Source organism: Stenotrophomonas maltophilia, from assembly GCF_001274595.1.
Classification (GTDB): domain Bacteria; phylum Pseudomonadota; class Gammaproteobacteria; order Xanthomonadales; family Xanthomonadaceae; genus Stenotrophomonas; species Stenotrophomonas forensis.
Map to the genome: position 1 here is coordinate 1,228,871 of NZ_CP011010.1, position 21,117 is coordinate 1,249,987.

At 67.0% G+C, this 21,117-nt stretch carries 22 protein-coding genes; 14 read left to right on the forward strand and 8 right to left on the reverse strand.

Annotated elements, in window-relative coordinates; all coding sequences use genetic code 11:
* Positions 1–8: 8 nt before the first annotated feature.
* Positions 9–911, reverse strand: a complete 903-nt coding sequence (locus VN11_RS05685) for an ABC transporter ATP-binding protein (RefSeq protein WP_049458910.1) — start codon at positions 909–911, stop codon at positions 9–11.
* A gap of 129 nt (positions 912–1,040) precedes the next feature.
* Positions 1,041–2,072, reverse strand: a complete 1,032-nt coding sequence (locus VN11_RS05690; protein ID WP_053449060.1) for a LacI family DNA-binding transcriptional regulator — start codon at positions 2,070–2,072, stop codon at positions 1,041–1,043.
* A gap of 292 nt (positions 2,073–2,364) precedes the next feature.
* Between VN11_RS05690 and VN11_RS05695 the strand changes: the two genes are divergently transcribed.
* The 5 genes from VN11_RS05695 (at position 2,365) to VN11_RS05715 (ending at position 7,089) form a co-directional block, all read left to right on the forward strand.
* Positions 2,365–2,946, forward strand: a complete 582-nt coding sequence (locus tag VN11_RS05695; RefSeq protein ID WP_053449061.1) for a single-stranded DNA-binding protein — start codon at positions 2,365–2,367, stop codon at positions 2,944–2,946.
* Between the two features lie 200 nt (positions 2,947–3,146).
* On the forward strand, positions 3,147–4,043 hold the full coding sequence (locus VN11_RS05700; RefSeq protein ID WP_180880546.1) for a hydroxypyruvate isomerase family protein: 897 nt from the start codon (positions 3,147–3,149) through the stop codon (positions 4,041–4,043).
* A gap of 27 nt (positions 4,044–4,070) precedes the next feature.
* Positions 4,071–5,756: a GMC oxidoreductase gene (locus VN11_RS05705; RefSeq protein ID WP_053449062.1), complete on the forward strand. Its 1,686-nt coding sequence runs from the start codon at positions 4,071–4,073 to the stop codon at positions 5,754–5,756.
* Positions 5,756–6,331 (forward strand): gluconate 2-dehydrogenase subunit 3 family protein, encoded by a 576-nt coding sequence (locus VN11_RS05710; protein ID WP_053449063.1) that lies wholly within the window; start codon positions 5,756–5,758, stop codon positions 6,329–6,331. The genes VN11_RS05705 and VN11_RS05710 overlap by 1 nt, the downstream gene beginning before the upstream one ends.
* Positions 6,332–6,345: 14 nt before the next feature.
* The gene (locus VN11_RS05715) at positions 6,346–7,089 is read left to right on the forward strand and encodes a 3-keto-disaccharide hydrolase (RefSeq protein ID WP_404830600.1); all 744 of its coding nucleotides are present in this window, start codon (positions 6,346–6,348) and stop codon (positions 7,087–7,089) included.
* Between the two features lie 30 nt (positions 7,090–7,119).
* Here VN11_RS05715 and VN11_RS05720 read toward each other — a convergent pair whose 3' ends face one another.
* Genes VN11_RS05720 through VN11_RS05740 form a run of 5 tightly spaced genes read right to left on the reverse strand, consistent with a single transcriptional unit; the run spans position 7,120 to position 11,755 of the window.
* A complete protein-coding gene (locus VN11_RS05720) occupies positions 7,120–7,416 on the reverse strand; it encodes a c-type cytochrome (RefSeq protein WP_040008546.1) in 297 nt (98 codons plus the stop codon).
* Positions 7,417–7,434: 18 nt separating this feature from the next.
* The gene (locus VN11_RS05725) at positions 7,435–8,301 is read right to left on the reverse strand and encodes a sugar phosphate isomerase/epimerase family protein (protein ID WP_053449065.1); all 867 of its coding nucleotides are present in this window, start codon (positions 8,299–8,301) and stop codon (positions 7,435–7,437) included.
* A gap of 19 nt (positions 8,302–8,320) precedes the next feature.
* A complete protein-coding gene (locus tag VN11_RS05730) occupies positions 8,321–9,445 on the reverse strand; it encodes a Gfo/Idh/MocA family protein (RefSeq protein ID WP_053449066.1) in 1,125 nt (374 codons plus the stop codon).
* Between the two features lie 12 nt (positions 9,446–9,457).
* Positions 9,458–10,675 carry a nucleoside permease gene (locus VN11_RS05735; protein WP_053449067.1) on the reverse strand — a complete coding sequence of 406 codons (1,218 nt, stop codon included), beginning with the start codon at positions 10,673–10,675 and terminating at the stop codon, positions 9,458–9,460.
* A gap of 27 nt (positions 10,676–10,702) precedes the next feature.
* Positions 10,703–11,755 carry a sugar phosphate isomerase/epimerase family protein gene (locus tag VN11_RS05740; RefSeq protein WP_053449068.1) on the reverse strand — a complete coding sequence of 351 codons (1,053 nt, stop codon included), beginning with the start codon at positions 11,753–11,755 and terminating at the stop codon, positions 10,703–10,705.
* Between the two features lie 95 nt (positions 11,756–11,850).
* Here VN11_RS05740 and VN11_RS05745 point away from each other — a divergent pair, with 95 nt between their 5' ends.
* The 6 genes from VN11_RS05745 to VN11_RS05770 all read left to right on the forward strand — a co-directional run bounded on the left by VN11_RS05745 (position 11,851) and on the right by VN11_RS05770 (position 18,101).
* Positions 11,851–12,885 carry a LacI family DNA-binding transcriptional regulator gene (locus VN11_RS05745; RefSeq protein ID WP_053449069.1) on the forward strand — a complete coding sequence of 345 codons (1,035 nt, stop codon included), beginning with the start codon at positions 11,851–11,853 and terminating at the stop codon, positions 12,883–12,885.
* 116 nt (positions 12,886–13,001) lie between these two features.
* Complete coding sequence (locus VN11_RS05750; protein ID WP_053449070.1) at positions 13,002–14,069, forward strand: sensor domain-containing diguanylate cyclase; 1,068 nt, start codon at positions 13,002–13,004, stop codon at positions 14,067–14,069.
* Between the two features lie 81 nt (positions 14,070–14,150).
* Positions 14,151–15,176: an AI-2E family transporter gene (locus VN11_RS05755; protein WP_053449071.1), complete on the forward strand. Its 1,026-nt coding sequence runs from the start codon at positions 14,151–14,153 to the stop codon at positions 15,174–15,176.
* Positions 15,177–15,336: 160 nt separating this feature from the next.
* Entirely contained in the window at positions 15,337–17,079 is a 1,743-nt protein-coding gene (locus tag VN11_RS05760; protein WP_053449072.1) for a GGDEF domain-containing protein, read from the forward strand.
* Positions 17,080–17,149: 70 nt separating this feature from the next.
* A complete protein-coding gene (locus VN11_RS05765) occupies positions 17,150–17,587 on the forward strand; it encodes a hypothetical protein (RefSeq protein ID WP_053449073.1) in 438 nt (145 codons plus the stop codon).
* A gap of 13 nt (positions 17,588–17,600) precedes the next feature.
* The gene (locus VN11_RS05770) at positions 17,601–18,101 is read left to right on the forward strand and encodes a GNAT family N-acetyltransferase (protein WP_049458896.1); all 501 of its coding nucleotides are present in this window, start codon (positions 17,601–17,603) and stop codon (positions 18,099–18,101) included.
* A gap of 3 nt (positions 18,102–18,104) precedes the next feature.
* Here the strand turns inward: VN11_RS05770 and VN11_RS05775 are convergent, their stop codons facing one another.
* Positions 18,105–19,079, reverse strand: coding sequence for a LysR family transcriptional regulator (locus tag VN11_RS05775; RefSeq protein WP_053449074.1), 975 nt, complete (start codon positions 19,077–19,079; stop codon positions 18,105–18,107).
* Positions 19,080–19,230: 151 nt separating this feature from the next.
* On the opposite strand from VN11_RS05775, the gene VN11_RS05780 reads away from it, so the two are divergent.
* From VN11_RS05780 to VN11_RS05790, 3 genes are all read left to right on the forward strand, one after another.
* Complete coding sequence (locus tag VN11_RS05780; protein WP_053449075.1) at positions 19,231–20,154, forward strand: alpha/beta hydrolase; 924 nt, start codon at positions 19,231–19,233, stop codon at positions 20,152–20,154.
* Between the two features lie 250 nt (positions 20,155–20,404).
* Entirely contained in the window at positions 20,405–20,872 is a 468-nt protein-coding gene (locus VN11_RS05785; protein ID WP_053451258.1) for a DUF2975 domain-containing protein, read from the forward strand.
* Between the two features lie 13 nt (positions 20,873–20,885).
* Positions 20,886–21,110 (forward strand): helix-turn-helix domain-containing protein, encoded by a 225-nt coding sequence (locus tag VN11_RS05790; protein ID WP_005408494.1) that lies wholly within the window; start codon positions 20,886–20,888, stop codon positions 21,108–21,110.
* The last annotated feature ends 7 nt before the right edge of the window (positions 21,111–21,117 follow it).

The window sequence follows — 21,117 nt, forward strand, 5'->3', positions numbered from 1 at the left end:
CGCTCCGCTCAGGCCGCCGCGCGGGCACGGGCCTGCAGGCGCAGGCGCTGGAAGTACACGTCCTCGAGGTCGGGCGCCACCGCCGCGAAGCCGTCGCCGGGGTCGTTGGCGCTGTGCACGTGGATCACCGGGCGGCCACCCACCAGTCGCGTGGACAGCACCACGTAGCGCGCCTCATGGTCGGCCAGTTCCGAAGGATCGACCTGCTTGCGCCAGACCTGGTGCTGCAGCGCGTCGATCGCTTCGGCCGGGCGCCCGGTCAACAGCACCTGGCCCTTGTTCATGATCGCCATCGTCGGGCACAGGTCAGTCACGTCCTCGACGATGTGGGTGGACAGGATCACCGCCACGTTCTCGCCGATCGCCGCCAGCAGGTTGAGGAATCGGTTGCGCTCCTCCGGGTCGAGGCCGGCGGTGGGTTCATCGACGATCACCAGCCGCGGGTCGCCCAGCAGCGCCTGGGCAATGCCGAAGCGCTGGCGCATGCCGCCGGAGAACGTGCCGAGCTTGCGCTTGCGCGCATCCCACAGGTTCACCTGCTGCAGCAGCCCATCGACCACTTCGCGGCGCTGCGCACGCTGGGTCAGCCCCTTGAGTACTGCGAAATGCTCCAGCAGGTCCAGCGCGCTGACCTTTGGATACACGCCAAAATCCTGCGGCAGGTAGCCCAGCCGGCGGCGCACGGCGTCCTTGTCGCGCAGCACGTCGATCGGCGCTTCGCCGGGGATGCTGAGCGTGGCCGTACCACTGTCGGCCTCCTGCAGGGTGGACAGTGTGCGCATCAGCGAGGACTTGCCCGCGCCGTTCGGGCCGAGCAGGCCGAACATGCCGCGCGGGATGTCCAGGCTGACGTTGTTGAGTGCGTGCACGCCGTTGGCGTACGTCTTGGACAGCGAATCGATCTTCAGCATGCGACGTACACCTTTCCCTGGGCGATGTCTGCGCGTTATCCGCGCATCCGCGTCCATGCGCATCCGCCGTTGGTCATGGGGGGAGAATATGGCTGTCGCGCGTTGGCAGGGCCAGTGGCCCTTCGCTGCCTACCCGCGCTGTGACGAATCGCGCACCACCAGCTTCACCGGGATGCTCTGGCTGTCCACCGGCTGCCGGCCGATCAGCGCCAGCAGGCGCTCCACCAGCAGCTGGCCGGCCTGCTTGGTGTCCTGCTGCACGGTGGTCAGCGCCGGCGACACCGAAGCTGCCAGCGGAATGTCGTCGAAGCCGGTGACCGCCACGTCCTGCGGCACCCGCAGCCCGGCCTCGCGCAGGGCCCGCATCGCACCGATGGCGATCAGGTCGCTGGCCGCGCAGATCGCGTCGATCGGTTCGCCGCGCGCCAGCAGCGCCTGGCAGGCCTGCTGGCCGGAAGCCTCGGTGGTGATGGCATCGTGCTGCAGCGCTGGCTCGGCGCTCAGGCCGCGCTCCTGCAGCGCCGCCACATGGCCGCGGTAGCGCTCCTGGAATTCGGGGTAATGGCTGGAGGCATGGCCGAGGAAGGCGATCCGGCGGCAGCCCTGCTGCAGCAGGTGGGTGGTGATGTCGTGCCCGCCCTGGAAGTTGTCGCTGCCGATCGACACGCCGGGCTGGCCGGGCAGGGCGGCGCCCCAGCGCACGAAGTGCGTACCCTGTTCGACCAGCCGCTGCAGGCGGTCGCGCGATTCGTGGTAGTCGCCGTAGCCCAGCAGGATGATGCCGTCGGCCTTGTTGCTGTCTTCGTAATCGGCCTGCCAATCGGTGGAGAGCTGCTGGAACGAGACCAGCAGGTCCTGCCCGTGCAGGGCGCAGGCGCGGGTGATCGAGCCCAGCATCGAATGGAAGAACGGGTTGATCAGCGAATCGTCGTTGGTCGGGTCCTCGAAGAACAGCAGGGCCAGGGTGCCGGCATTGCGCAGGCGCAGGCTGGAGGCGTTCTTGTCGACCTTGTAGTTCAGCTCGCGGGCGATGCGCAGGATGCGCTCGCGGGTCTCGGCGTTGACCATCGGGCTGCCACGCAGGGCCCGCGACACGGTGGGCTGGGAGACCCCGGCCAGGTGGGCGATGTCCAGGGAGGTGGCTTTGCCTTTGATGATCATGGGGCGCGGAAGGGGCCAGGTGGAAGGTGCCTGGGCATGATGCCATGGGCAGACGCGAATGCCCCTGCGGTGGGTCGACGGGATGGCGGTAAGTCATTGCCGGACAAGGAAATCAGCCCGAATCTCAGGTGCCGCCGGGGTCTTCCGGCCGGGCGGATGGCGGCGGCAATGCTAAGATGCCTCGTTCTCGCATTCCCCCAAATTTCAACAGGGGCGGCCCAGCGTACTGCACCCCCGGCCGGGGCTGTGCTATCACTGGCGGTCTGCCCCTGGACAACGGACGAAGGTACCTATGGCGCGCGGCATCAACAAAGTCATCCTGGTCGGCAATCTCGGCAACGACCCGGACGTGAAGTACACCCAGGGCGGCATGGCGATCACCCGCATCAGCCTGGCCACCACCAGCGTCCGCAAGGACAAGGATGGCAACCAGCAGGAGCGCACCGAATGGCACCGCGTGGTGTTCTTCGGCAAGCTCGGCGAGATCGCCGGCGAGTACCTGCGCAAGGGCAGCTCGGTCTACGTCGAAGGCAGCCTGCGCTACGACAAGTACACCGGCCAGGACGGCGTGGAGAAGTACTCCACCGATATCATCGCCGATGAAATGCAGATGCTGGGCGGCCGTAGTGAAGGCGGCGGTGGCGGCGGTGGCGGTGGCAACTACGGCGGTGATCGCCCGCAGCGCCAGCAGGCGCCGCGCCAGGAGTACGGCGGCGGCGGTGGCGGTGGCCAGCGTGGCGGCCAGGGCGGTGGCTATGGCAACCAGGGCGGCAACCAGGGCGGCGGCTACGGCAACCAGGGTGGCAACCAGCGCCCGCAGCCGCAGCAGGCGCCGCCGATGGACGACTTCGCTGACGACGATATTCCGTTCTGATCGGGCGCTCGCCTGTTGCAGAAAAGAAAGCCCCGCCATGCGGGGCTTTTCTTTTTTCACCTGTACTTGCGGTCGTGCTCCCGCAGCATTGAATTTCTTGCAGCGCAACTTGCAAACCGGCAATTCCCTCCCCTATGGTGCAATCGATTGCATTGCTGTGAATCGTTGCGTTTGATACCGGTTGGGAGGCCGGAAGGTGGATGTCCATCCATTCGATCAGACCGGCCCCGGCGACGGGGCTCACGCGGCGCGATGCGTTGCGCCTTGCGGTTGCCGGCGGCATCGGCCTGGGAGCGGCAGGCGTGCTCCCTGCGTTCGCCGCCGATGCACCGCTCAAGGGCCAGCTGAAGCACTCCGTCGCGCGCTGGACCTTCCCGCAGTTGTCGGTGGCCCAGCTCTGCAGCACGGTGAAGGACATCGGCTTCGCCGCCATCGACCTGGTCGGCCCGGAGGACTGGCCGACGCTGAAGGCCCATGACGTGTACAGCTCGATGTGCAACGGCGCAGAGCTGGGCCTGACCCAGGGCTTTGCCGGCCGCCAGTTCCACGATCAACTGGTGGAGCGCTACACGCGGCACATCGATCTGGTCGCCGATGCGGGCTATCGCAATCTCATCTGCTTCTCCGGAAATCGCAACGGCATGGACCCGCAGGACGGCATGGCCAATGCCGAGGCCGGCCTCAAGCGCATCCTCGGCCATGCCGAGAAGCGCGGCGTGGTGCTGGTGATGGAGCTGCTGAATTCCAGGGTCGATCATCACGACTACCTGTGCGACCACTCCGCCTGGGGCGTAGAGCTGTGCCAGCGGCTGGGCTCGGACAACTTCGGCCTGCTGTACGACATCTACCACATGCAGATCATGGAGGGCGACATCATCGCCACCATCGGCAGGCATCACGCCTGGTTCAAGCATTACCACACCGCAGGCGTGCCCGGCCGGAATGAGATCGGAGACCAGCAGGAACTCCAGTATCCGGCCATCTGTCGCGCGATCCGCGATACCGGTTTTGAGGGCTATCTGGCGCAGGAATTCATGCCTGCGGCGCCAGACCCCATCAACTCTCTGCGCGAGGCGATCCGCCTCTGCGACGTCTGAAACGATATCCACCCAGGTGAGAAACCCATGGCAGATAATCACTACGACGCCATCGTTGTTGGCTCGGGAATCAGTGGCGGTTGGGCGGCGAAGGAGCTGACCGAGAAGGGACTGAAGGTCCTGATGCTGGAACGTGGCCGCAACATCGAGCACGTCAAGGACTATGTGAACGCGATGAAGGAAGCGTGGGACTTCCCGCATCGCAACCGGCCCACCCAGGCGATGAAGGCCGACTTTCCTGTGCTGATGCGCGACTACGGCCTGGCCGAAAACCTGGAAGGGATGTGGGCCAACGAACAGGACTCGCCCTACATCGAGACCCAGCGCTTCGACTGGTTTCGTGGCTATCACGTCGGTGGCCGCTCATTGCTGTGGGGGCGGCAGAGCTATCGCTTCTCCGATCTGGATTTCGAGGCGAACCTGAAGGACGGCATCGCCACCGACTGGCCGATCCGCTACGCCGACATCGCGCCGTGGTACGACCATGTGGAGAAGTTCGCCGGCATCGCCGGCACGCGCGAAGGCCTGGACGTGTTGCCGGACGGCGAATTCCTGCCGCCGATCCCGTTGAACATCGTCGAGAAGGACGTGGCCGCACGGATCAAGAAAGCCTTCGGCGGCACCCGCCACATGATCCACTCGCGCACCGCCAACATCACCCAGCCGATGCCCGAGCAGGGTCGCGTCAACTGCCAGTACCGCAACAAGTGCATCCTGGGTTGTCCTTTCGGTGCCTATTTCTCGACCCAGGCGGCGACGCTGCCGGCGGCGATGAAGACCGGCAACCTGACGCTGCGGCCGTTCTCGATCGTCAAGGAAGTGCTCTATGACAAGGATCGCAAGCGTGCGCGCGGCGTGGAGGTCATCGATGCCGAGACCGGCCAGACCTACCAGTACACCGCCAAGGTGATCTTCCTCAACGCCTCCTCCTTCAACTCGACCTGGCTGCTGATGAACTCGGCCACCGATGTCTGGGAGGGCGGCCTGGGTTCCTCGTCCGGCGAGCTGGGGCATAACGTGATGGACCATCATTTCGGAGCGGGTGCTTCCGGCCGCGTCGAGGGCTACGAAGACAAGTACTACTTCGGCCGTCGACCCTGCGGTTTCTATATTCCGCGGTTCCGTAACGTCGCCGCCGACAAGCGCGGTTACCTGCGCGGGTTCGGCTACCAGGGCGGTGCCAGCCGCACAGGCTGGTCGCGCGAGATCGCCGAGCTGAACATTGGTGCCGACCTGAAGGATGCGCTGACCGTGCCCGGCGACTGGCGCATCGGCATGACCGGGTTCGGTGAAATGCTGCCGCACCACGACAATACGATCCGCCTGGACCGCGAGCGCAAGGACAAGTGGGGACTGCCGGTGCTGGCGATGGACGTTGCCATGCGCGCCAATGAACTGGCGATGCGCAAGGACATGGCCGCCGATGCCGCCGAGATGCTGGAGGCGGCCGGGGTCAAGGACGTGAAGATGCACGACAACGACTACGCGCCGGGCAAGGGCATCCATGAAATGGGAACCGCGCGCATGGGCCGTGATCGGAAGAGCTCGGTATTGAACCAGCACAATCAGGTGTGGGATGCACCCAACGTCTATGTCACCGACGGTGCCTGCATGACCTCCAGCGCGTGCGTGAATCCGTCGCTGACCTACATGGCGCTGACCGCCCGCGCCGCCGACCATGCCGTGCGTGAACTGAAAGCGGGGAACCTCTGATGGATCGTCGCGAACTGTTGAAGATGATCGTTGCTGCCACGGGTGCGGCCATGGTCGGTCTGCCGGCGCTGGTACAGGGCAAGGCACCGGCTGCCGGGGCGATGCCTGCCTTCTCCGACGCCGATATCGCCTTGCTGGACGAGATCGCCGAGACCATCCTGCCACGGACGAAAACACCGGGAGCGAAGGATGCCGGTGCGGGTCCGTTCATGGCGACCTTCGTTGCCGACTGCTACACCGCCCGGCAGCAGGCGACGTTCCGCGCCGGCCTCTCCGACATCGACGCGCGCTCCGGTGGCCGCTTCGCATCGCTCACGCCAGACGCCCGTAACACGCTGCTGCGCACGCTGGATGCAGAAGCAAAGGCACGCACGGCCGAGGTGACCGAGACGGGCACTCCGGAAGAGGGCGAGGCGATGCCGCATTACTTCACGATGCTCAAGCAGCTGGCCATCTTCGGCTTCTTCACTTCGAAGGTGGGCGCGACTGAAGTGCTGCACTACGTTGCGGTACCGGGTCGCTACGATGGCGACCTGGCCTATGTTGCCGGCACGCCTGCATGGGGGACCAGCTGATGGAGCGCTGCATGATGATCAAGCCGCTGCTGATCGCGGCCGGTGTACTGGCCGCCGGTTCCGCGTTCGCACAGGAGGGCGCCGACCCTGCGCGCGATCCGAAGAAGACCGAGGTGTGGACGCCGGTGCCTGCAACCGTGGCCACGCCGCCAGGCAAGGCGCCGTCCGACGCCATCGTATTGTTCGATGGCAAGGATGTCTCGGCCTGGGAATCGGAGCAGGGTGGGCAAGTGCCCTGGAAAGTTGCCGATGGCGCCATGACTGTCGTGCCGGGCAGCAAGGGCATTCGCACAAAGCAACGTTTCTGCGACGTGCAGCTGCATGTCGAGTGGCGCACGCCCACCGATACGAAGGGCTTCGATGGACAGAACCGCGGCAACAGCGGCATCTTCCTGCAGGAGCTGTATGAGCTGCAGGTGCTGGACAGCTACAACAATCCGACTTATGCCAACGGCCAGGCGGGCTCGATCTACAAGCAGGCCATGCCGCTGGTGAATGCCTCGCGCGCGCCGGGCCAGTGGCAGGCCTACGACATCCTCTGGAAGGCACCGCGCTTCTCGGCGGGCGGAGGGCTGGTGTCGCCCGCGCGCATCACGGTGCTGCACAACGGCGTGCTGGTGCAGGACGACACCGTGCTGGCGGGCAGGACCGAATACATCGGTGCACCTTCCTATGCGCCACACGCGTGCGCACCGCTCTATCTGCAGGAACATGATTCCAGGGTCAGCTACCGCAACATCTGGGTGCGCGAACTGTAGTGGCATACGGCCGGCGTGGTCGCCGGCCGCTTACTTCGCCAGGTAGCTGGCGATGTCGTTGATTTCCTGCTGCGAGAGCTGGGAGAAGGGCGGCATCAGCCCACCGCCCTTGCTGATCTTTTCCTTGATCTGCGCCGGTGCCATGCGCTTGCCGATGTCGGTGAGCGCCGGGAAAGCGCCCGGCATGCCCGCACGATCGGCGCCGTGGCAGGCCACGCAGTTCGCGGTGTAGAGCTTTGCACCTGCAGCCGGGTCGTCCTTGCACCAGGCGGCCGTTGCGGAGCCCAGGCCGCCCAGGGCCACGGCCATTGCCAGGATCATTTTCATGTGGGGCTCCTTCATGCGTCAGGGCTGCGCAGGGGCGGGCGCATTGACGGTCAGGTGTTCACGCAGATAGTCCGCGCCGGTCTGGATGACCTTGGCCGGATCGCGCGGCTGGTCATGTTCGACGATGTACCAGTGCACGCCAGCGGCCGCTGCGGCCGGCAGGATCGCGTTCCAGTCCAGCACGCCCTGGCCGACCGCGGCGAATCCGCCCTCGTCTTCGGCCCGGCCCTTGGGGGCATTGTCCTTGGCGTGAACCGCGAAGACATGCCCGCGGAACCTGCCCAGCATCACCGCAGGGTCCAGGCCGGCACGCGCGACCCAGGCCAGGTCCAGCTCGGTCTGCAGGTCGGGACCGGCGGCGGCGAACAGCAGTTCCAGCCCCGTCCTGCCGTTGAAGTCGACCAGCTCGAAGTCGTGGTTGTGGTAGGCCAGGTACATGCCCTTGGCCCGCACCTGTTTGGCGATGCGGCCCAGTTCCTGGCCCAGTGCGGTCCAGCCTGCGGCATCGGCCGGCCGGTCCTTCTGGTCCAGGTAGGGCACCACCAGCGTGCTGTTGCCGATCGCGCGGTTGAAGGTCACTACGCCGTCCAGGTTGTTGCGCAGCTCGGCCAATGGCACGTGCGACGAAATGGCCCTGATCGAATAGCGGTCCAGCAGCTGCTTGAGGTCCGCCGCGCTGGTGTTCTGCGTGCCGACCGTTTCCACCGCATGCACGCCCGCGTCGTGGACGATCTTCAACTGCTGCTCGAGCGAGCCGGCGTTGCGCAGGGTGTACATCTGCACCGCGATCGGCTTCTGCGTGCCTGCCACTTCGCCCGCGAAGGCGGGCAGGGCAGCGAGCAGCAGCAGGACGAGGCCTGCGGTTCTACGGACAGGGGCTTTCATCAAGAGATCCTCCCGGGTTTCAAGCGATGGTGGTCCAGGCGCGTGTCCTGGCCGATGTGATGACACGGTCGACGATCAGCGCCGAGCGCAGGCCATCGTCGAAGGTAGGCAGCCCCTCGGGCCGCTCGCCGTCGATGGCGCGATAGGTGTCGGCGACAAAGGCCTCGAAGCACTGGGCGTAACCCTGTGCGTGCCCGGCCGGCAACACCGACAACCGGCGCTGTTCGGCACTGCCGGCTCCCGGCCCACGCACGAAGGTTTCTTCGCGCTGGTCGGGCCACCCGATCCACAGCCGCTCGGCATCTTCCTGGTTGAACGCCACGCTGGCCCGGGCGCCATCGATCTCGAACCAGAGACGGTTGCGGCGTCCGGCAGAGACCTGGCTGACCGTCAGTGATGCCAGCGTGCCGTTGCCGGTGCGGAACATCGCCGCCGCCACGTCCTCGCTGGCGACCGCCTGCATCGCACCGCCGGCTGCCGGGGTGCTGAAACTCTGCGCGCCGGAGGCGCTGCGCTCGGCGATCACCGTGTCGAACGCCGCGCTGACCTCGGCGAAGCGTTCACCGCTGACCCATTCCACCAGGTCACACCAGTGCGAACCGATGTCGGCGAACACACGCGAAGCGCCGCCCAGCGCCGGATCGACGCGCCAGTTGTTGCTGGCCGGGTCCAGCAGCCAGTCCTGCAGGTAACTGCCATGGATGAGGTGCAGGGGGCCGATGTCGCCTGCGGCGATGCGCGCGCGTGCTTCCCGCACCACCGGGTGGTAGCGGTAGACGAAGGGAACCGTGGCGACCAGGCCGCTCGAGCTGGCCAGTGCGGCCAGCGCCTGCGCGTCTTCCAGCGTGGTCGCCAGTGGCTTCTCGCAGACCACGTGCTTGCCGGCCCGCAGTGCAGCTTCGGCCATGGGCCGGTGCAGGTGGTTGGGCGTGCAGACGTGCACGACCTGCACCTGCGGGTCGGCCACCACCTCCTCGATATCGCGATAGCCGCGCGGGACACCCCACGCCTGCGCTACCTCGGCGGCGCGCTGCGCGGAAGAGGCGGCCACGCCACGGATGTCGGCACCGGCCAGCAAGGCGGCGCGACGATGCACGGCCGCGATCATGCCGGTACCGATGATGGCGATTCCAGGCTTGGGCATCGGCTGCAGTCCTCAGGGCGTGGACGCTGCGGCCGCAACCACCGGCCGGTCGCGGAACAGCAGCAGGAAGGCGATCAGCACGATGAGTGCGACGCCGGCCGGGAACAGCCAGATCTGCTGCCAGTCGGGCCCTGCGGCGGTGGTGTAGTGCTCCACCACCGCGCCGGACAGGAAGGTGCCGATCAGCATGCCCACGCCATAGGTGGCCAGGGTGATGAAGCCCTGCGCACTGCTGCGTGCGTCGGGACCGGCATGGGCATCGGTGTAGATCTGGCCGGTGACGAAGAAGAAGTCGTAGCAGATGCCATGCAGCACGATGCCGATCACCAGCAGCGAGAAGCCACTGCCGGCATCGCCAAAGGCGAACATGCCGTAGCGCACGACCCACGCTGCCATGCCCACCGCCAGCATCGTCTTGACCCCCAGCCGCACGAACAGAAACGGCATGGCCAGCATCAGCAGCACTTCCGAAACCTGGCCCAGCGACTGCAGGCCCGCGGCGCCGCGCACGCCCAGATCGTTGAGATAGGGGTTGGTGAAGTTGTAGTAGAACGACAGCGGGATGCAGATGGCGATGGAGGCCAGGAAGAACACCAGATAGGACCGCGACTTCAGCAACCGCAGTGAATCCAGCCCGAGGATCTGACCCAGCCCGGCGTCACGTTGCCGGGCCAGCGGCGGCGTGTGCGGCAGAGTGAAGGCATACAGGCCGAGCAGCAGCGATGCCAGCGCGGCCATCTGGAAGGTCAGCTCGAGCCGGTGTGCCTGCTCCCAGCCCATCCAGCCGATCAGCACGCCGGCGATGATCCAGCCGATACTGCCGGCTACGCGCACCAGCGGGAACTGCTTTTCAGGCGATTGCATGTGCCGCATCGCCACGCTGTTGGCCAGTGCCAGCGTCGGCATGAACAGCAGCATGTAGCCCATGACGCAGGCGGAGAATGTGGTGAAGTCTGTCGCGGTGGACGCCAGCCACAGCAGCACCGCACCGGCCAGGTGCAGGACCGCGAGGATGCGCTGCGCCGCGAAGTAGCGATCGGCGATCAGCCCGACCAGGAAGGGCGCGACGATGGCCCCGATCGACTGGCTGAGGAAGGCGGTCGCGACCTGGCTCGCGCTGGCCTGCAACGGGCCCTGCACCAGGTACGTGCCCAGGGTGACGAACCACGCTCCCCAGATGAAGAACTGCAGAAACATCATCGCGCTCAAGCGCGACATGGCGTGCGTCATGGCTTGCCCTCCCGGGGCGGTAATGACTCAGATTCCCAGCATGCGGTGCAGTGAAGCGGCGTCGGTGCCGCTGTCGGCGAAATCATCGAAGGCGCGTTCGGTCACGCGGATGATGTGGTCGCGGATGAAGGCAGCGCCTTCGCGCGCGCCGTCCTCCGGGTGTTTCAGGCAGCACTCCCACTCCAGCACCGCCCAGCCCGGAAAGTCGTACTGCGCCATCTTCGAAAAGATCGCCTTGAAGTCGATCTGGCCGTCGCCGAGCGAGCGGAACCGGCCCGGACGATCGATCCAGTCCTGGTAGCCGCCATACACGCCGCTGCGGGCGCTCGCACGGTACTCGGCGTCCTTGACGTGGAAGATGCCGATGCGGTCGTGATAGCGGTCGATGAAGCCCAGGTAGTCCATCTGCTGCAGCAGCAGGTGGCTGGGGTCATACAGGATCTTCGCCCGCGGGTGATGATCCACCACGTCGAGGAAGCGCTCGAAGGTGGCGCCGTCGTGCAGGTCTTCGCCGGGGTGGATCTCGAAGCACAGGTCCACGCCGCAGGCGTCGAACGCATCCAGGATCGGGCGCCAGCGGCGGCCGAGTTCGGCGAAGGCTTCGTCCACCAGGCCGGGCGGGCGCTGCGGCCAGGGATAGAAGTACGGCCAGGCCAGCGCACCGGAAAAGGTGGCGTGCGCGGTCAGTCCCAGATGCTGGCTGGCCTTGGCCGCCAGCATCAGCTGATCGACCGCCCAGGCCTGGCGGGCGGCGGGGTTGCCGTGCACCGCAGGCGGTGCGAAGCCGTCAAAGAGGCTGTCATAGGCGGGGTGGACGGCGACCAGCTGTCCCTGCAGATGGGTCGACAGTTCGGTGATCTGCACACCGTGTTCGGCCAGCATGCCGGCAACATCATCGCAGTAGGCCTGGCTGTGTGCTGCTTGGGCCAGATCGAACAGGTGGGGCGCCGTGGTGGGTACTTGTACGCCAGAATAGCCCAGCCCCGCGGCCCATCCGGCCAACGTGTCCAGCCGATCAAAAGGAGCTTTGTCGCCGATGAACTGCGCCAGGAACAGCGCTGGACCCTTGAGCGTCTTCAAGATGATTCGCCCTCGATGCAATCGATTGCATTACCCTAGCATGGGCCTCCCGCAGACCCGTTGTGCAGTGCACAGCGGAAACAAGAGCTGAAACCATGGCAACCATCTACGACATCGCCAAGCACGTGGGCGTCTCTGCCGGCACGGTGTCGCGGGCGCTCTCCCGGCCGGACAAGGTGCTGCCTGCCACGCGCGCGCGCATCGAGCAGGCGGCTGCCGCGCTCGGCTACGTGCCCAACACGGTGGCCAGGACACTCAAGACCCAGCGCAGCGGCAAGATCCTGGTCACCGTGCCGGATATCGCCAATCCATTTTTCGCCCAGATCCTGCAAGGCGCAGAAGAGGCGGCACAGGCGGTTGGCTACGCGGTGCTGCTGGGCGATACCCAGCACCAGCCCGACCGCGAGGAGCGCTATGCGCAGATGCTCCGGCGCAACGAGGCCGACGGCATGATCGTGCTGGGGCATCGATTGCCGCCGACGGCGCGCGAGATCGTGCAGCAGCGCGGCGCCGCCGCGCCGGTGGTCAATGGATGCGAGTTCGATCCTGCGCTGGGCATTCCCAGCGTCCATATCGACAACGCGGCGGCTGCACGCGCGGTGATGGAACACCTCTATGGATTGGGTCACGAGCAGATCGCCGTGGTCGGCGGGCCGCCCGACAACCCCCTGCACCAGCAGCGGCTGCAGGGCGTCCGGGCCGCGGGCAAGGCGCGCGGAAGGCTGCGCCAGCAGCGCATCGTGCCAGGCGATTTTTCCGTGGAATCCGGCCATGCGGCGGCAATGGCGTTGCTGGACGTGGCACCGGCACCGACCGCGATCTTCTGCTTCAGCGACCAGATGGCGCTGGGCGCCCTGGCGGCCTGCCGTGAGCGGGGTATCCGCGTGCCGGATGACCTGTCCATCGTGGGGTTCGACGACCTGGCGTCCTCCCGTTACCTCACGCCGCCGTTGACGACCATCCGGCAGCCGATGCGCGAGATCGGCGAGCGCGCGGTCAAGCTGCTGCTGGCGATCATCGAGCATGCCGATGTGCCGCTCCAGCAGACGCTGGATTTCAGCCTGATGCTGCGCGGCTCGACGGCGGCGCCCAGGCCAGGTCGCGATCTTGATCCCTTGATCCCGAATTGACGCGAAGCTGTCAGACTCACGCCAGGCAGCCCGGCACGCGTCGAGGTGGAGTGCCGGGCTGGAGTGCTGAGGTGGAGTTCTGAGATGGAACGTGCGATCGCGCAAGGGGGTCGGCAATGCCGTTCTTGACTGACTCGACCGAGGTCGCGGTCGAGGGCATCGGCGCGGCGCGGCGCATCGGCTGGATGCGCTTCGTGGGCAATGGCCTGGGCGCGATCCCGATCGCCTCGATCATCCTGGAACGCCATGACGGTGCGCTGGCCTGGGTTCTGCTGCTGCTCAATGCACTGGCCTGGCCCGCGCTCGCGCTGCTGCTGACCCACCGCTCCCGGCAGCCTGCCGTAGTCCAGTTCCGCTGCATGGTGGCCGATTCGTTGTTCGGCGGTGGCTGGATCGCCTTCATGGGGTTGAGCGCGGTGCCCAGTGCACTGTTCGCGGCGCTGCTGGTCGCCGACAAGATCGCTGCCGGCGGCGTGCGCCTGGCGATGCGCGCCACGCTGGCACTGGTGCTGGGTTTTGCGATCACCTGGTGGGCCCTCGGGTTTCCCTATCAGCCGGTGACCTCGCAGCGCACGATCGTGCTCAGCGTGCCGTTCCTGTTCGTCTACGGCATCGGTCTGAGCATCCTCAGCTGGCAGCTGGCGCGTCGGGTGAAATCGCAGAACCGGCAGCTGCAGCGCTTGAGCCGGATGGACCCGCTGGTCGAGCTGGCCAACCGCGGCTTCCTGATCCTGCGCGCGCAACAGGCGCTGGACAAGGCGCAGCGGCAGGGCGGCTTTGCCTGCCTGCTGATGCTGGACGTGGATGATTTCAAGCGCATCAATGACTCGCATGGCCACCGCGCCGGTGATGAGGTCCTGCGGCACATCGCCTCGGCCCTGCGCGCGTTTGCCCGGCCGGGTGATACCCCGGCCCGCCTCGGTGGCGATGAGTTCGTCGTGCTGCTGCACGACTGCGCGCCGGTGGATGCGATGCATGTGGCCGAGCGGGTGCGCCTGCACCTGCTCGAGGCCGCCCGCCAGGCCACCCCGGGCGTGGAGTTCAGCGTCAGCATCGGGATTGCCGCCACGCCGCGCGGCGGTAGCGTGGAGGACTGGCTGGCGCAGGCCGACCGGGCGCTGTACCACGCCAAGCGGCAGGGCAAGAACAACGCCAGCTACGGCGAACACGGCGCCGCCCAATGACGGCGTAACGGCCGTTCATCCTGCACACGGAATCGCACGGCCAATCCTCTACCATGGGCCACCCCGCCCGGACGTGCCCCCATGCAAGACGCCCTTGTTGTGCAGCCCAAGCCCCCCGTTCCGCGGATCGCGGCCTGGCTGATGATGCTGCTGGGCATGTGGCTGGCGCTGAAGCTGGGGCTGGTGGTGACGCTGCTGTCGGGCCTGCTGGTGTTCCAGCTGACCCACCTGCTGGCCTCCACCGTGGAAGGCCGGTTGCCACCGGGGCGGGCACGGGCGATCGCGGTGATCGTGCTGTCGGCGGTCATCATCAGCGCGCTGGTACTGGCCGGGATCGGCGTGGCCTCGTTCTTCCGCAACGAGACCGGCGGGCCGGACGCGCTGCTGGCACGGCTGATGGAGATCCTCAATTCGTCGCGGCACCAGGTGCCGGCGCTGTTGCAGCCCTACATTCCCGAAGACATGCCGGCGCTGCGCGCAGCGCTGAACGACTGGGCCGCCGAGCACCAGCGCCAGCTGGGCGTGGCCGGTACCTCGGTGGTACAGGTGGGCGTGCGCGTGCTGATCGGCATGGTGCTGGGCGCGATGATCGCGCTGTATGACGAACTGCCGCTACCGAAGATGGGGCCGCTGGCGCAGGAACTGATCGGCCGCACCAGCCGCCTGGCTACTGCGTTCCGCCAGGTGGTGTTCGCGCAGGTGAAGATCTCGCTGCTCAACACCGTGTTCACCGCGATTTTCCTGCTGGGTGTGCTGCCCTTGTTCGGCGTGCACCTGCCGTTGTCGAAGACGCTGGTGCTGATCACCTTCATCGCCGGCCTGCTGCCGGTGGTGGGCAACATCATCTCCAACACCATCATCACCATCGTCGCGTTGTCGGTGTCGTTCTACGTGGCGGTGGCGGCGCTGCTGTACCTGATCGTCATCCACAAGCTGGAATATTTCCTCAACGCGCGCATCGTCGGCGGCGAGATCCAGGCGCGCGCCTGGGAACTGCTGCTGGCCATGCTGGTGATGGAGGCGGCGTTCGGCCTGCCGGGGCTGGTGGCCGCGCCGGTGTTCTACGCCTATGTGAAGCGGGAACTGGTGGATCAACGCTGGATCTGACCCCGCTGACGTGACGGATTTGTTTCGGCGAGCCGGGTGCCGCCTCTTGGCGGCACGTTCGCGATGACTGGGGTATACGCAGGGGCAGGGGCTGCATAGCGCTGGCTTGGCACTGCCGGGGCCGCTCAGTACAGTGATCCGCACGTCAGGGGAAAGTTGAATGGCCGGCAAGGTATCGCCCATCGGGTTGCGGACCTGGGTCTGGATCCTGGCGGGACTGTTCGTGGTCTGCACCCTGCCGCTGATGGTCATCGCCCTGGTCCAGGGCACGATGCGCTATGCCGCCGCCGAGGACAATCTGGTCAGCCTGCGCCAGCTGCGGCAGACGTTTGATCTGGCCAACCTGGTCTCCTCCGAACGTGGCCCGGCCAACAGCCTGCTGGGCGCGCGCGCGGACGACAGCACCGAGCAGGCGCGGCTGGCCATGCAGCTGGCCGTGGTGCGGCGGCGGGTCGACGCCGCCATGCTGCAGCTGGACACCGCGTTCAAGGCACATCCGGGCGAGGTGGATGCACATGCGATGCTGGCCGATGCGCAACGCCGCCTGAAGTCGGCACGTGCCAGCGTGGACCGGGTAGCGGCGCAGCCGCAGGACGCACGCCGGGGCGAAGACGTGGAGCGCGCGATCAGCAGCATGTTCGCGGTGGTCGACCGCCTGCACCTGCTGACGTCCGCACAGATCAACGTGCTGGTCCGCGCCGACCGCGAGGCTGCGATTCCGGCGATGCAGGGCCAGGTGCTGATCGACCTGCGCGAGCACGGCGGGCGTTTGGCGTCCAACGTGATGGCGCCGGTGGCGGTGCCGGGTGCGTGGCGCAACGAGCAGGTGCGCGCGGCGCTGCAGACCGAGGGCCGCCTGCTGGAGCTGTGGCGGCTGGCCGGCAGCCACGAGGCGGTGTTCCGCAGTGACCCGGCGTTGTCCTGGCACTGGGACATGGCGCGGCGGCAGTTTTTCGGTGAATCGCTGCCGATGGTCGAGCAGTTGATCGAAGGCGGTCGTCGTGGTGTACCTCCGCCGTGGACCGCTGCCGAGTTCACCCGGCGCTATGTGCCGACGCTGCAGTCGCTGGAGGCGCTGCGCGATGGCTACCTGAGTGTGTCCATTGCCCGCTTCGAACATACCCGCAACCGCGCCGCCATGCGCCTGGCGGTACTGGTGGCGACGGTCGTGGGTACGCTGCTGGTGCTGGGCGTGGCCCTGCGCATTGCCCATGTGCAGATCCTGCGGCCCCTGCTGCAGGCGCAGCGGCAGGTGATCCAGATCGCCTCCGACGCGCCGGGGCCGGAGCAGCACGTCACCCATCCGCTGGCGGAAATGCAGCGCCTGTTCGATGCGATCGAGGTCCTGCGCGAAACCTCGCGCGAACGCTCGGCGCTGACCAGCGAGCTGCGGCAGCTGGCGGGCACCGATGAACTGACCGGGCTGTTGAACCGCCGCGCGCTGGACCAACGGGTGCAGCAGCGCCATGCCGAGGGCGCAGCGGCGGCGGTGGTGATCCTGCTGGACGTGGACCGCTTCAAGTCGATCAATGATGGCCATGGGCATGATGCCGGCGACGAGGTGCTGGTGCAGGTCGCGCAGCTCCTGCAGCGCCACCTGCGCCGCAGCGACAGCATCGCCCGCTACGGTGGCGAAGAGTTCCTGGTGCTGCTGGCCGATGGCGATCTGGATGCCGGTCGTCGGCTGGCCGAATCGCTGCGGTTGGCGCTGCAGCAGCTGGACATCAGAGTGGGGGGCGGCACAGCGCTGCGCGTGACCGCCAGCTTTGGCGTGGCCGAGGGCGGTACCGACGCACTGGGCTGGCGCACCCTGCTGCGCGCGGCCGATGCGGCGATGTACCAGGCCAAGGCGCAGGGCCGTGACCGTGTACGGGTTGCCGGTGGGGGACGCGCCTCACGTTGACCGGTCACGTTCATCGCCGGCGCACGTGGCGCGCCCTACACTGGCGGCCCGATCGCTGCAGGAGCCCACCATGACCGTGCATCCCCTTGCCTTCGCCGCACTGCTTGCGGGCCTGCTGGCCGGCTGCGCCAGCCCGGCATCGAAGACCACGGCCGATGAGCCGCGCCCTCCCTCGATCGCGGCCGGCACGAGCCCGGTGCCTGCGTTCACCGGTGGCGGGGCAGGGTGGAGCATCGAGATCGCGTCCACCGGCAACGGCAACCACGATGCCAGCCTCAGCGCCGATGGCCGTACCCAAAAGGGTACGTTGCGCTATCTCGGGCAGCCGGCCGATGCGCCCAGTTCGCTGATCGTGCTCAATGGTGAGCTGGGCAGGCAGCCCGCCGTTGTCGAGATCAAGCGCGAGTCGTGCCGCAATGCCGAAGGTGTCGACACCCTGGCCAGCGTGCAGGTAACGATGGAAGGGCAACCGCAGCGACGCGGTTGCGGCCACCTCGCGGTGTACTGAGCCGACCGGCAGCATGCTCGATATTCCCACCCTGCACACCGCGCGGCTGCGGCTGCGTCCGCAACAGCTGGATGACTTCGGCATCTATGCGGCGTTCCTTGCGTCGCCGCGCGCGCGCGGCATGGGCGGTCCATTCGATGAGGTTGCCGCGTGGGGCCAGTTCTGCCATGACCTGGCGAGCTGGCATCTGTTCGGCCATGGTGCGTTGATGATCGAACGGGCCGACACCGGTGCCTGCATCGGCCAGGTGGGTATCAACCATGGCCCGCTGTTTCCGGAGAAGGAACTGGGTTGGCTACTGTATGACGGCCACGAAGGGCAGGGCTTCGCCACTGAAGCGGCCGAGGCACTGCGCGACTGGGCCTTCGTGGTGGCACAGCTGCCGACGCTGGTCAGCTACATGGCGCCCGACAACCTGGCATCGCAGGCCGTTGCGCAGCGGCTGGGCGGCGTGCTCGACGCCCAGGCCGTGCGCAGTGATGCCGATGACCTGGTCTATCGTTACCTGCGCTGACGCCTAGCCGCCGGTGGCCGGTGCCTGCACGGGGCGGCCGAGCGCTTTGGCGACGCCCTCGCGCTTCTCGACCAGGAATTCCATCAGCGCGCGCACGCGGGGTGGCATCTGCTCACGCGATGGCACGTACAGGTAGAAGCCGGGGAACGGCGCGGACCATTCCGGCATCAACCGCAGCAGGCGCCCATCTGCCAGCATCGGCTGCAGTGACAGGTCGATGTGCTGCATCACGCCCAGTCCCTGCAGCGCGGCGCGGATCATGGCTTCGTCATCATTGGTGACATAGCGTCCGCGCGGTTCCACTTCAAAGTCGTGTCCATGCTGGCCGGGCGTGCTGAACTCCCAGGCATAGACCGTGCCGCTGCCGGTCTGGCGGTAGCCCAGGCATTCATGCCCGGCCAGTTCGGCGGGCGTGCTGGGCGTGCCATGCCGGGCCAGGTAGGCCGGCGAGGCGACCACCACCATTTCCAGCATCGGCGTCACCGGCACGGCGATCATGCCTTCGGCCAGCCGTTCCCCCAGCCGGATGCCGGCGTCGCAGCCTTCGGCGACGATGCTGGACAGGCCATCGTCCATCACCAGCTCCACGCGCAGCTCGGGGTAGCGCGCGAAGAATTCAGGCAGGTGTGGTTCGATCAGCGTCTTGGCGGTCAGGCGTGCGGTGTTGATGCGCAGCAGGCCGGAGGGGGCGTCATGGCTGGCGCGCAGGTCGCGTACTGCGCTGTCGATGATGCTCAGCGATGGCTGCACTGCGTCGAACAGGCGCTGGCCTTCCTCGGTCAGCGACATCTCGCGGGTGGTCCGGTGCAGAAGGCGCACGCCCAGTTGCTTCTCCAGCGTCTTCAGGCTCTGCGACAGCGCGGGGCGCGAGACCCCCATCTCTTCGGCCGCCTTGGTGAAGCTGCGATGGTGGGCAATGTGGGCAAACCAGGCCAGCTGCGGCAGCAGGGCCGGGTTGATCGCGGTGGGGGCACTCATGGGGGCTCGGTCGGGCGCCACGCCCGTCGCATTCTGGTAATCACAGCTTACTACTGTGGTTGAGATTGGCGTCTTTTCTGCTCCCAATCCCAGGTCTATCGTGCTTGCAACGGCGACACCGGTCGCCCTGCCGCAAACGAGGAGCCACCGCATGGAAACCGTCAAGATCCAGAACCCGGACATGGCCTGGCATATCGCTGCCGACCTGCACTTTCCGCCGGACTTCGACCCCAACCGGGCCTACCCCACGATCATCAGCATGCACCCGATCGGCAGCTGCAAGGAGCAGACGTCCGGCAACGTCTACGGTGAGGCGCTGGCCCGCGAGGGTTACGTGGTGATCGCCTACGACGCCAGCTTCCAGGGCGCCAGCGGGGGTGAACCGCGACGGATCGAAGACCCGACCCAGCGCGTGGAGGATGTACGCCGCGTGGTCGACTATCTGGTCACCCTGCCGTACGTGGACGCCGCACGCATCGGTGTGCTCGGCATCTGTGGTGGTGGTGGCTATGCGATCAACGCCACCATGACCGAGCGCCGCATCAAGGCGGTCACCAGCATCACCGGCGTCAACTTCGGCCGGCTCAGCCGCGAGGGCTTTGGCGGCTTCGATCCGATTGGTTCGCTGGAGGCCATCGCCGCACAGCGCACCGCCGAGATGCGTGGCGGCGAGGCACGCGTGGACCTGTTCCTGCCACCGTCGGTGGAGCAGGGGCGCGCTGCCGGCATCACCGATATCGACGTGCTGGAGGCCACGGACTACTACCGCACGCGCGGGCCGCAGCCCAACGGCGTGGTCAGCGCGCTGTTCTCGCATCGTGGTGCAGCGGTGGGCTGGGATGCCTTCCATCTGGCCGAAGTGCTGCTGACCCAGCCGCTGCTGGTGGTGATTGGTGACAAGCCGGGGGCGTTTGGTGCCTACCGCGATGGCCTGGAGATCCATGGCCGTGCGGCTTCGAAGCACAAGCAGCTGAAGGTGGTGGAGGGTGGGTCGCACTACGACCTGTATGACCAGCCGGAGCCGGTCCGGCAGGCACTGGCGGCGGTGATTCCGTTCTTCAGCCAGCATCTGTGAGCTGATGGCACTGGGGTGGTGCCGGCGGCGGGCCGGCACCTGCACGCCCTATGCGCCCGGGTAGCGGTTCGCGCCACGCCCGCGATTCAGCCTTTCGCGCAGGATGTGGTATATCGTTTATCGATAAATCCATCCCGGGGCGGCATGCCACCCCAATGCCGGAGGCCGCTTGACCGCTCGACCCGCCCGCGCCAGACCCGCGCGAGGCTTGTTCACCCTGGCCCAGGCCGCCGTGCAGGCCGTGCGCGCGATGTGCTGGCTGGGCATCCTGGCCGCACTGCTGGCCGTTCCCCTCGTCGCCCACGACCGCCGCTGGCTGCTCGACAACGTGCATGATGCCGCTGCCGCGGCCGCGCACGGCAACGATCTGTTCCTGCATTTCTGCCTGGGGCTGGGCGCCATCGTCGTGCTGCTGGTGCTGTGCCTGGTGTTCCTGCGTCATCTGCTGCGGCTGCTGGACTCGGCGGCGCGCGAGCAGCCGTTCACCCACACCAATGCACAGCGCCTGCAGCGCATGGCGTGGTTGATGCTGGCGATGGAGCTGCTGTCGATCCTGATCGGTGCCTACGCGGCCTGGATGGGCCCGGACTTCACCTGGATGGAAGTCGGCGGTGGCATGTCGATCACCGGCCTGGTCGCGGTGCTGATGCTGTTCGTACTGGCACGCGTGTTTGCCGTAGGCGCGGCGATGCGCGATGACCTGGACGGTCTGGTCTGATGGGCACGCGCTGATGGCGATCGTCATCACCCTCGACCGCATGCTGCAGGAACGGGGCATGACCCTGTCCGAGCTGGCCGGGCGCATCGACATCACCCTGGCGAACCTGTCGATCCTGAAGACCGGCAAGGCACGCGCCATCCGCTTTTCCACCCTCGATGCGATCTGCCGCGAGCTGCAGTGCACGCCCGGCGACCTGCTCGGTCATGACCCGGCGCAGGCGCAGGATGCCGATTGAATGACTG

Excerpts from the sequence above, each read along its gene's own strand:
- VN11_RS05685 (WP_049458910.1), bottom strand. The coding sequence starts at position 911 with ATGCTGAAGATCGATTCGCTGTCCAAGACGTACGCCAACGGCGTGCAC.
- VN11_RS05690 (WP_053449060.1), bottom strand. The coding sequence starts at position 2,072 with ATGATCATCAAAGGCAAAGCCACCTCCCTGGACATCGCCCACCTGGCC.
- VN11_RS05695 (WP_053449061.1), top strand. The coding sequence starts at position 2,365 with ATGGCGCGCGGCATCAACAAAGTCATCCTGGTCGGCAATCTCGGCAAC.
- VN11_RS05700 (WP_180880546.1), top strand. The coding sequence starts at position 3,147 with ATGTCCATCCATTCGATCAGACCGGCCCCGGCGACGGGGCTCACGCGG.
- VN11_RS05705 (WP_053449062.1), top strand. The coding sequence starts at position 4,071 with ATGGCAGATAATCACTACGACGCCATCGTTGTTGGCTCGGGAATCAGT.
- VN11_RS05710 (WP_053449063.1), top strand. The coding sequence starts at position 5,756 with ATGGATCGTCGCGAACTGTTGAAGATGATCGTTGCTGCCACGGGTGCG.
- VN11_RS05715 (WP_404830600.1), top strand. The coding sequence starts at position 6,346 with ATGATCAAGCCGCTGCTGATCGCGGCCGGTGTACTGGCCGCCGGTTCC.
- VN11_RS05720 (WP_040008546.1), bottom strand. The coding sequence starts at position 7,416 with ATGAAAATGATCCTGGCAATGGCCGTGGCCCTGGGCGGCCTGGGCTCC.
- VN11_RS05725 (WP_053449065.1), bottom strand. The coding sequence starts at position 8,301 with ATGAAAGCCCCTGTCCGTAGAACCGCAGGCCTCGTCCTGCTGCTGCTC.
- VN11_RS05730 (WP_053449066.1), bottom strand. The coding sequence starts at position 9,445 with ATGCCCAAGCCTGGAATCGCCATCATCGGTACCGGCATGATCGCGGCC.
- VN11_RS05735 (WP_053449067.1), bottom strand. The coding sequence starts at position 10,675 with ATGACGCACGCCATGTCGCGCTTGAGCGCGATGATGTTTCTGCAGTTC.
- VN11_RS05745 (WP_053449069.1), top strand. The coding sequence starts at position 11,851 with ATGGCAACCATCTACGACATCGCCAAGCACGTGGGCGTCTCTGCCGGC.
- VN11_RS05750 (WP_053449070.1), top strand. The coding sequence starts at position 13,002 with ATGCCGTTCTTGACTGACTCGACCGAGGTCGCGGTCGAGGGCATCGGC.
- VN11_RS05755 (WP_053449071.1), top strand. The coding sequence starts at position 14,151 with ATGCAAGACGCCCTTGTTGTGCAGCCCAAGCCCCCCGTTCCGCGGATC.
- VN11_RS05760 (WP_053449072.1), top strand. The coding sequence starts at position 15,337 with ATGGCCGGCAAGGTATCGCCCATCGGGTTGCGGACCTGGGTCTGGATC.
- VN11_RS05765 (WP_053449073.1), top strand. The coding sequence starts at position 17,150 with ATGACCGTGCATCCCCTTGCCTTCGCCGCACTGCTTGCGGGCCTGCTG.
- VN11_RS05770 (WP_049458896.1), top strand. The coding sequence starts at position 17,601 with ATGCTCGATATTCCCACCCTGCACACCGCGCGGCTGCGGCTGCGTCCG.
- VN11_RS05775 (WP_053449074.1), bottom strand. The coding sequence starts at position 19,079 with ATGAGTGCCCCCACCGCGATCAACCCGGCCCTGCTGCCGCAGCTGGCC.
- VN11_RS05780 (WP_053449075.1), top strand. The coding sequence starts at position 19,231 with ATGGAAACCGTCAAGATCCAGAACCCGGACATGGCCTGGCATATCGCT.
- VN11_RS05785 (WP_053451258.1), top strand. The coding sequence starts at position 20,405 with ATGTGCTGGCTGGGCATCCTGGCCGCACTGCTGGCCGTTCCCCTCGTC.
- VN11_RS05790 (WP_005408494.1), top strand. The coding sequence starts at position 20,886 with ATGGCGATCGTCATCACCCTCGACCGCATGCTGCAGGAACGGGGCATG.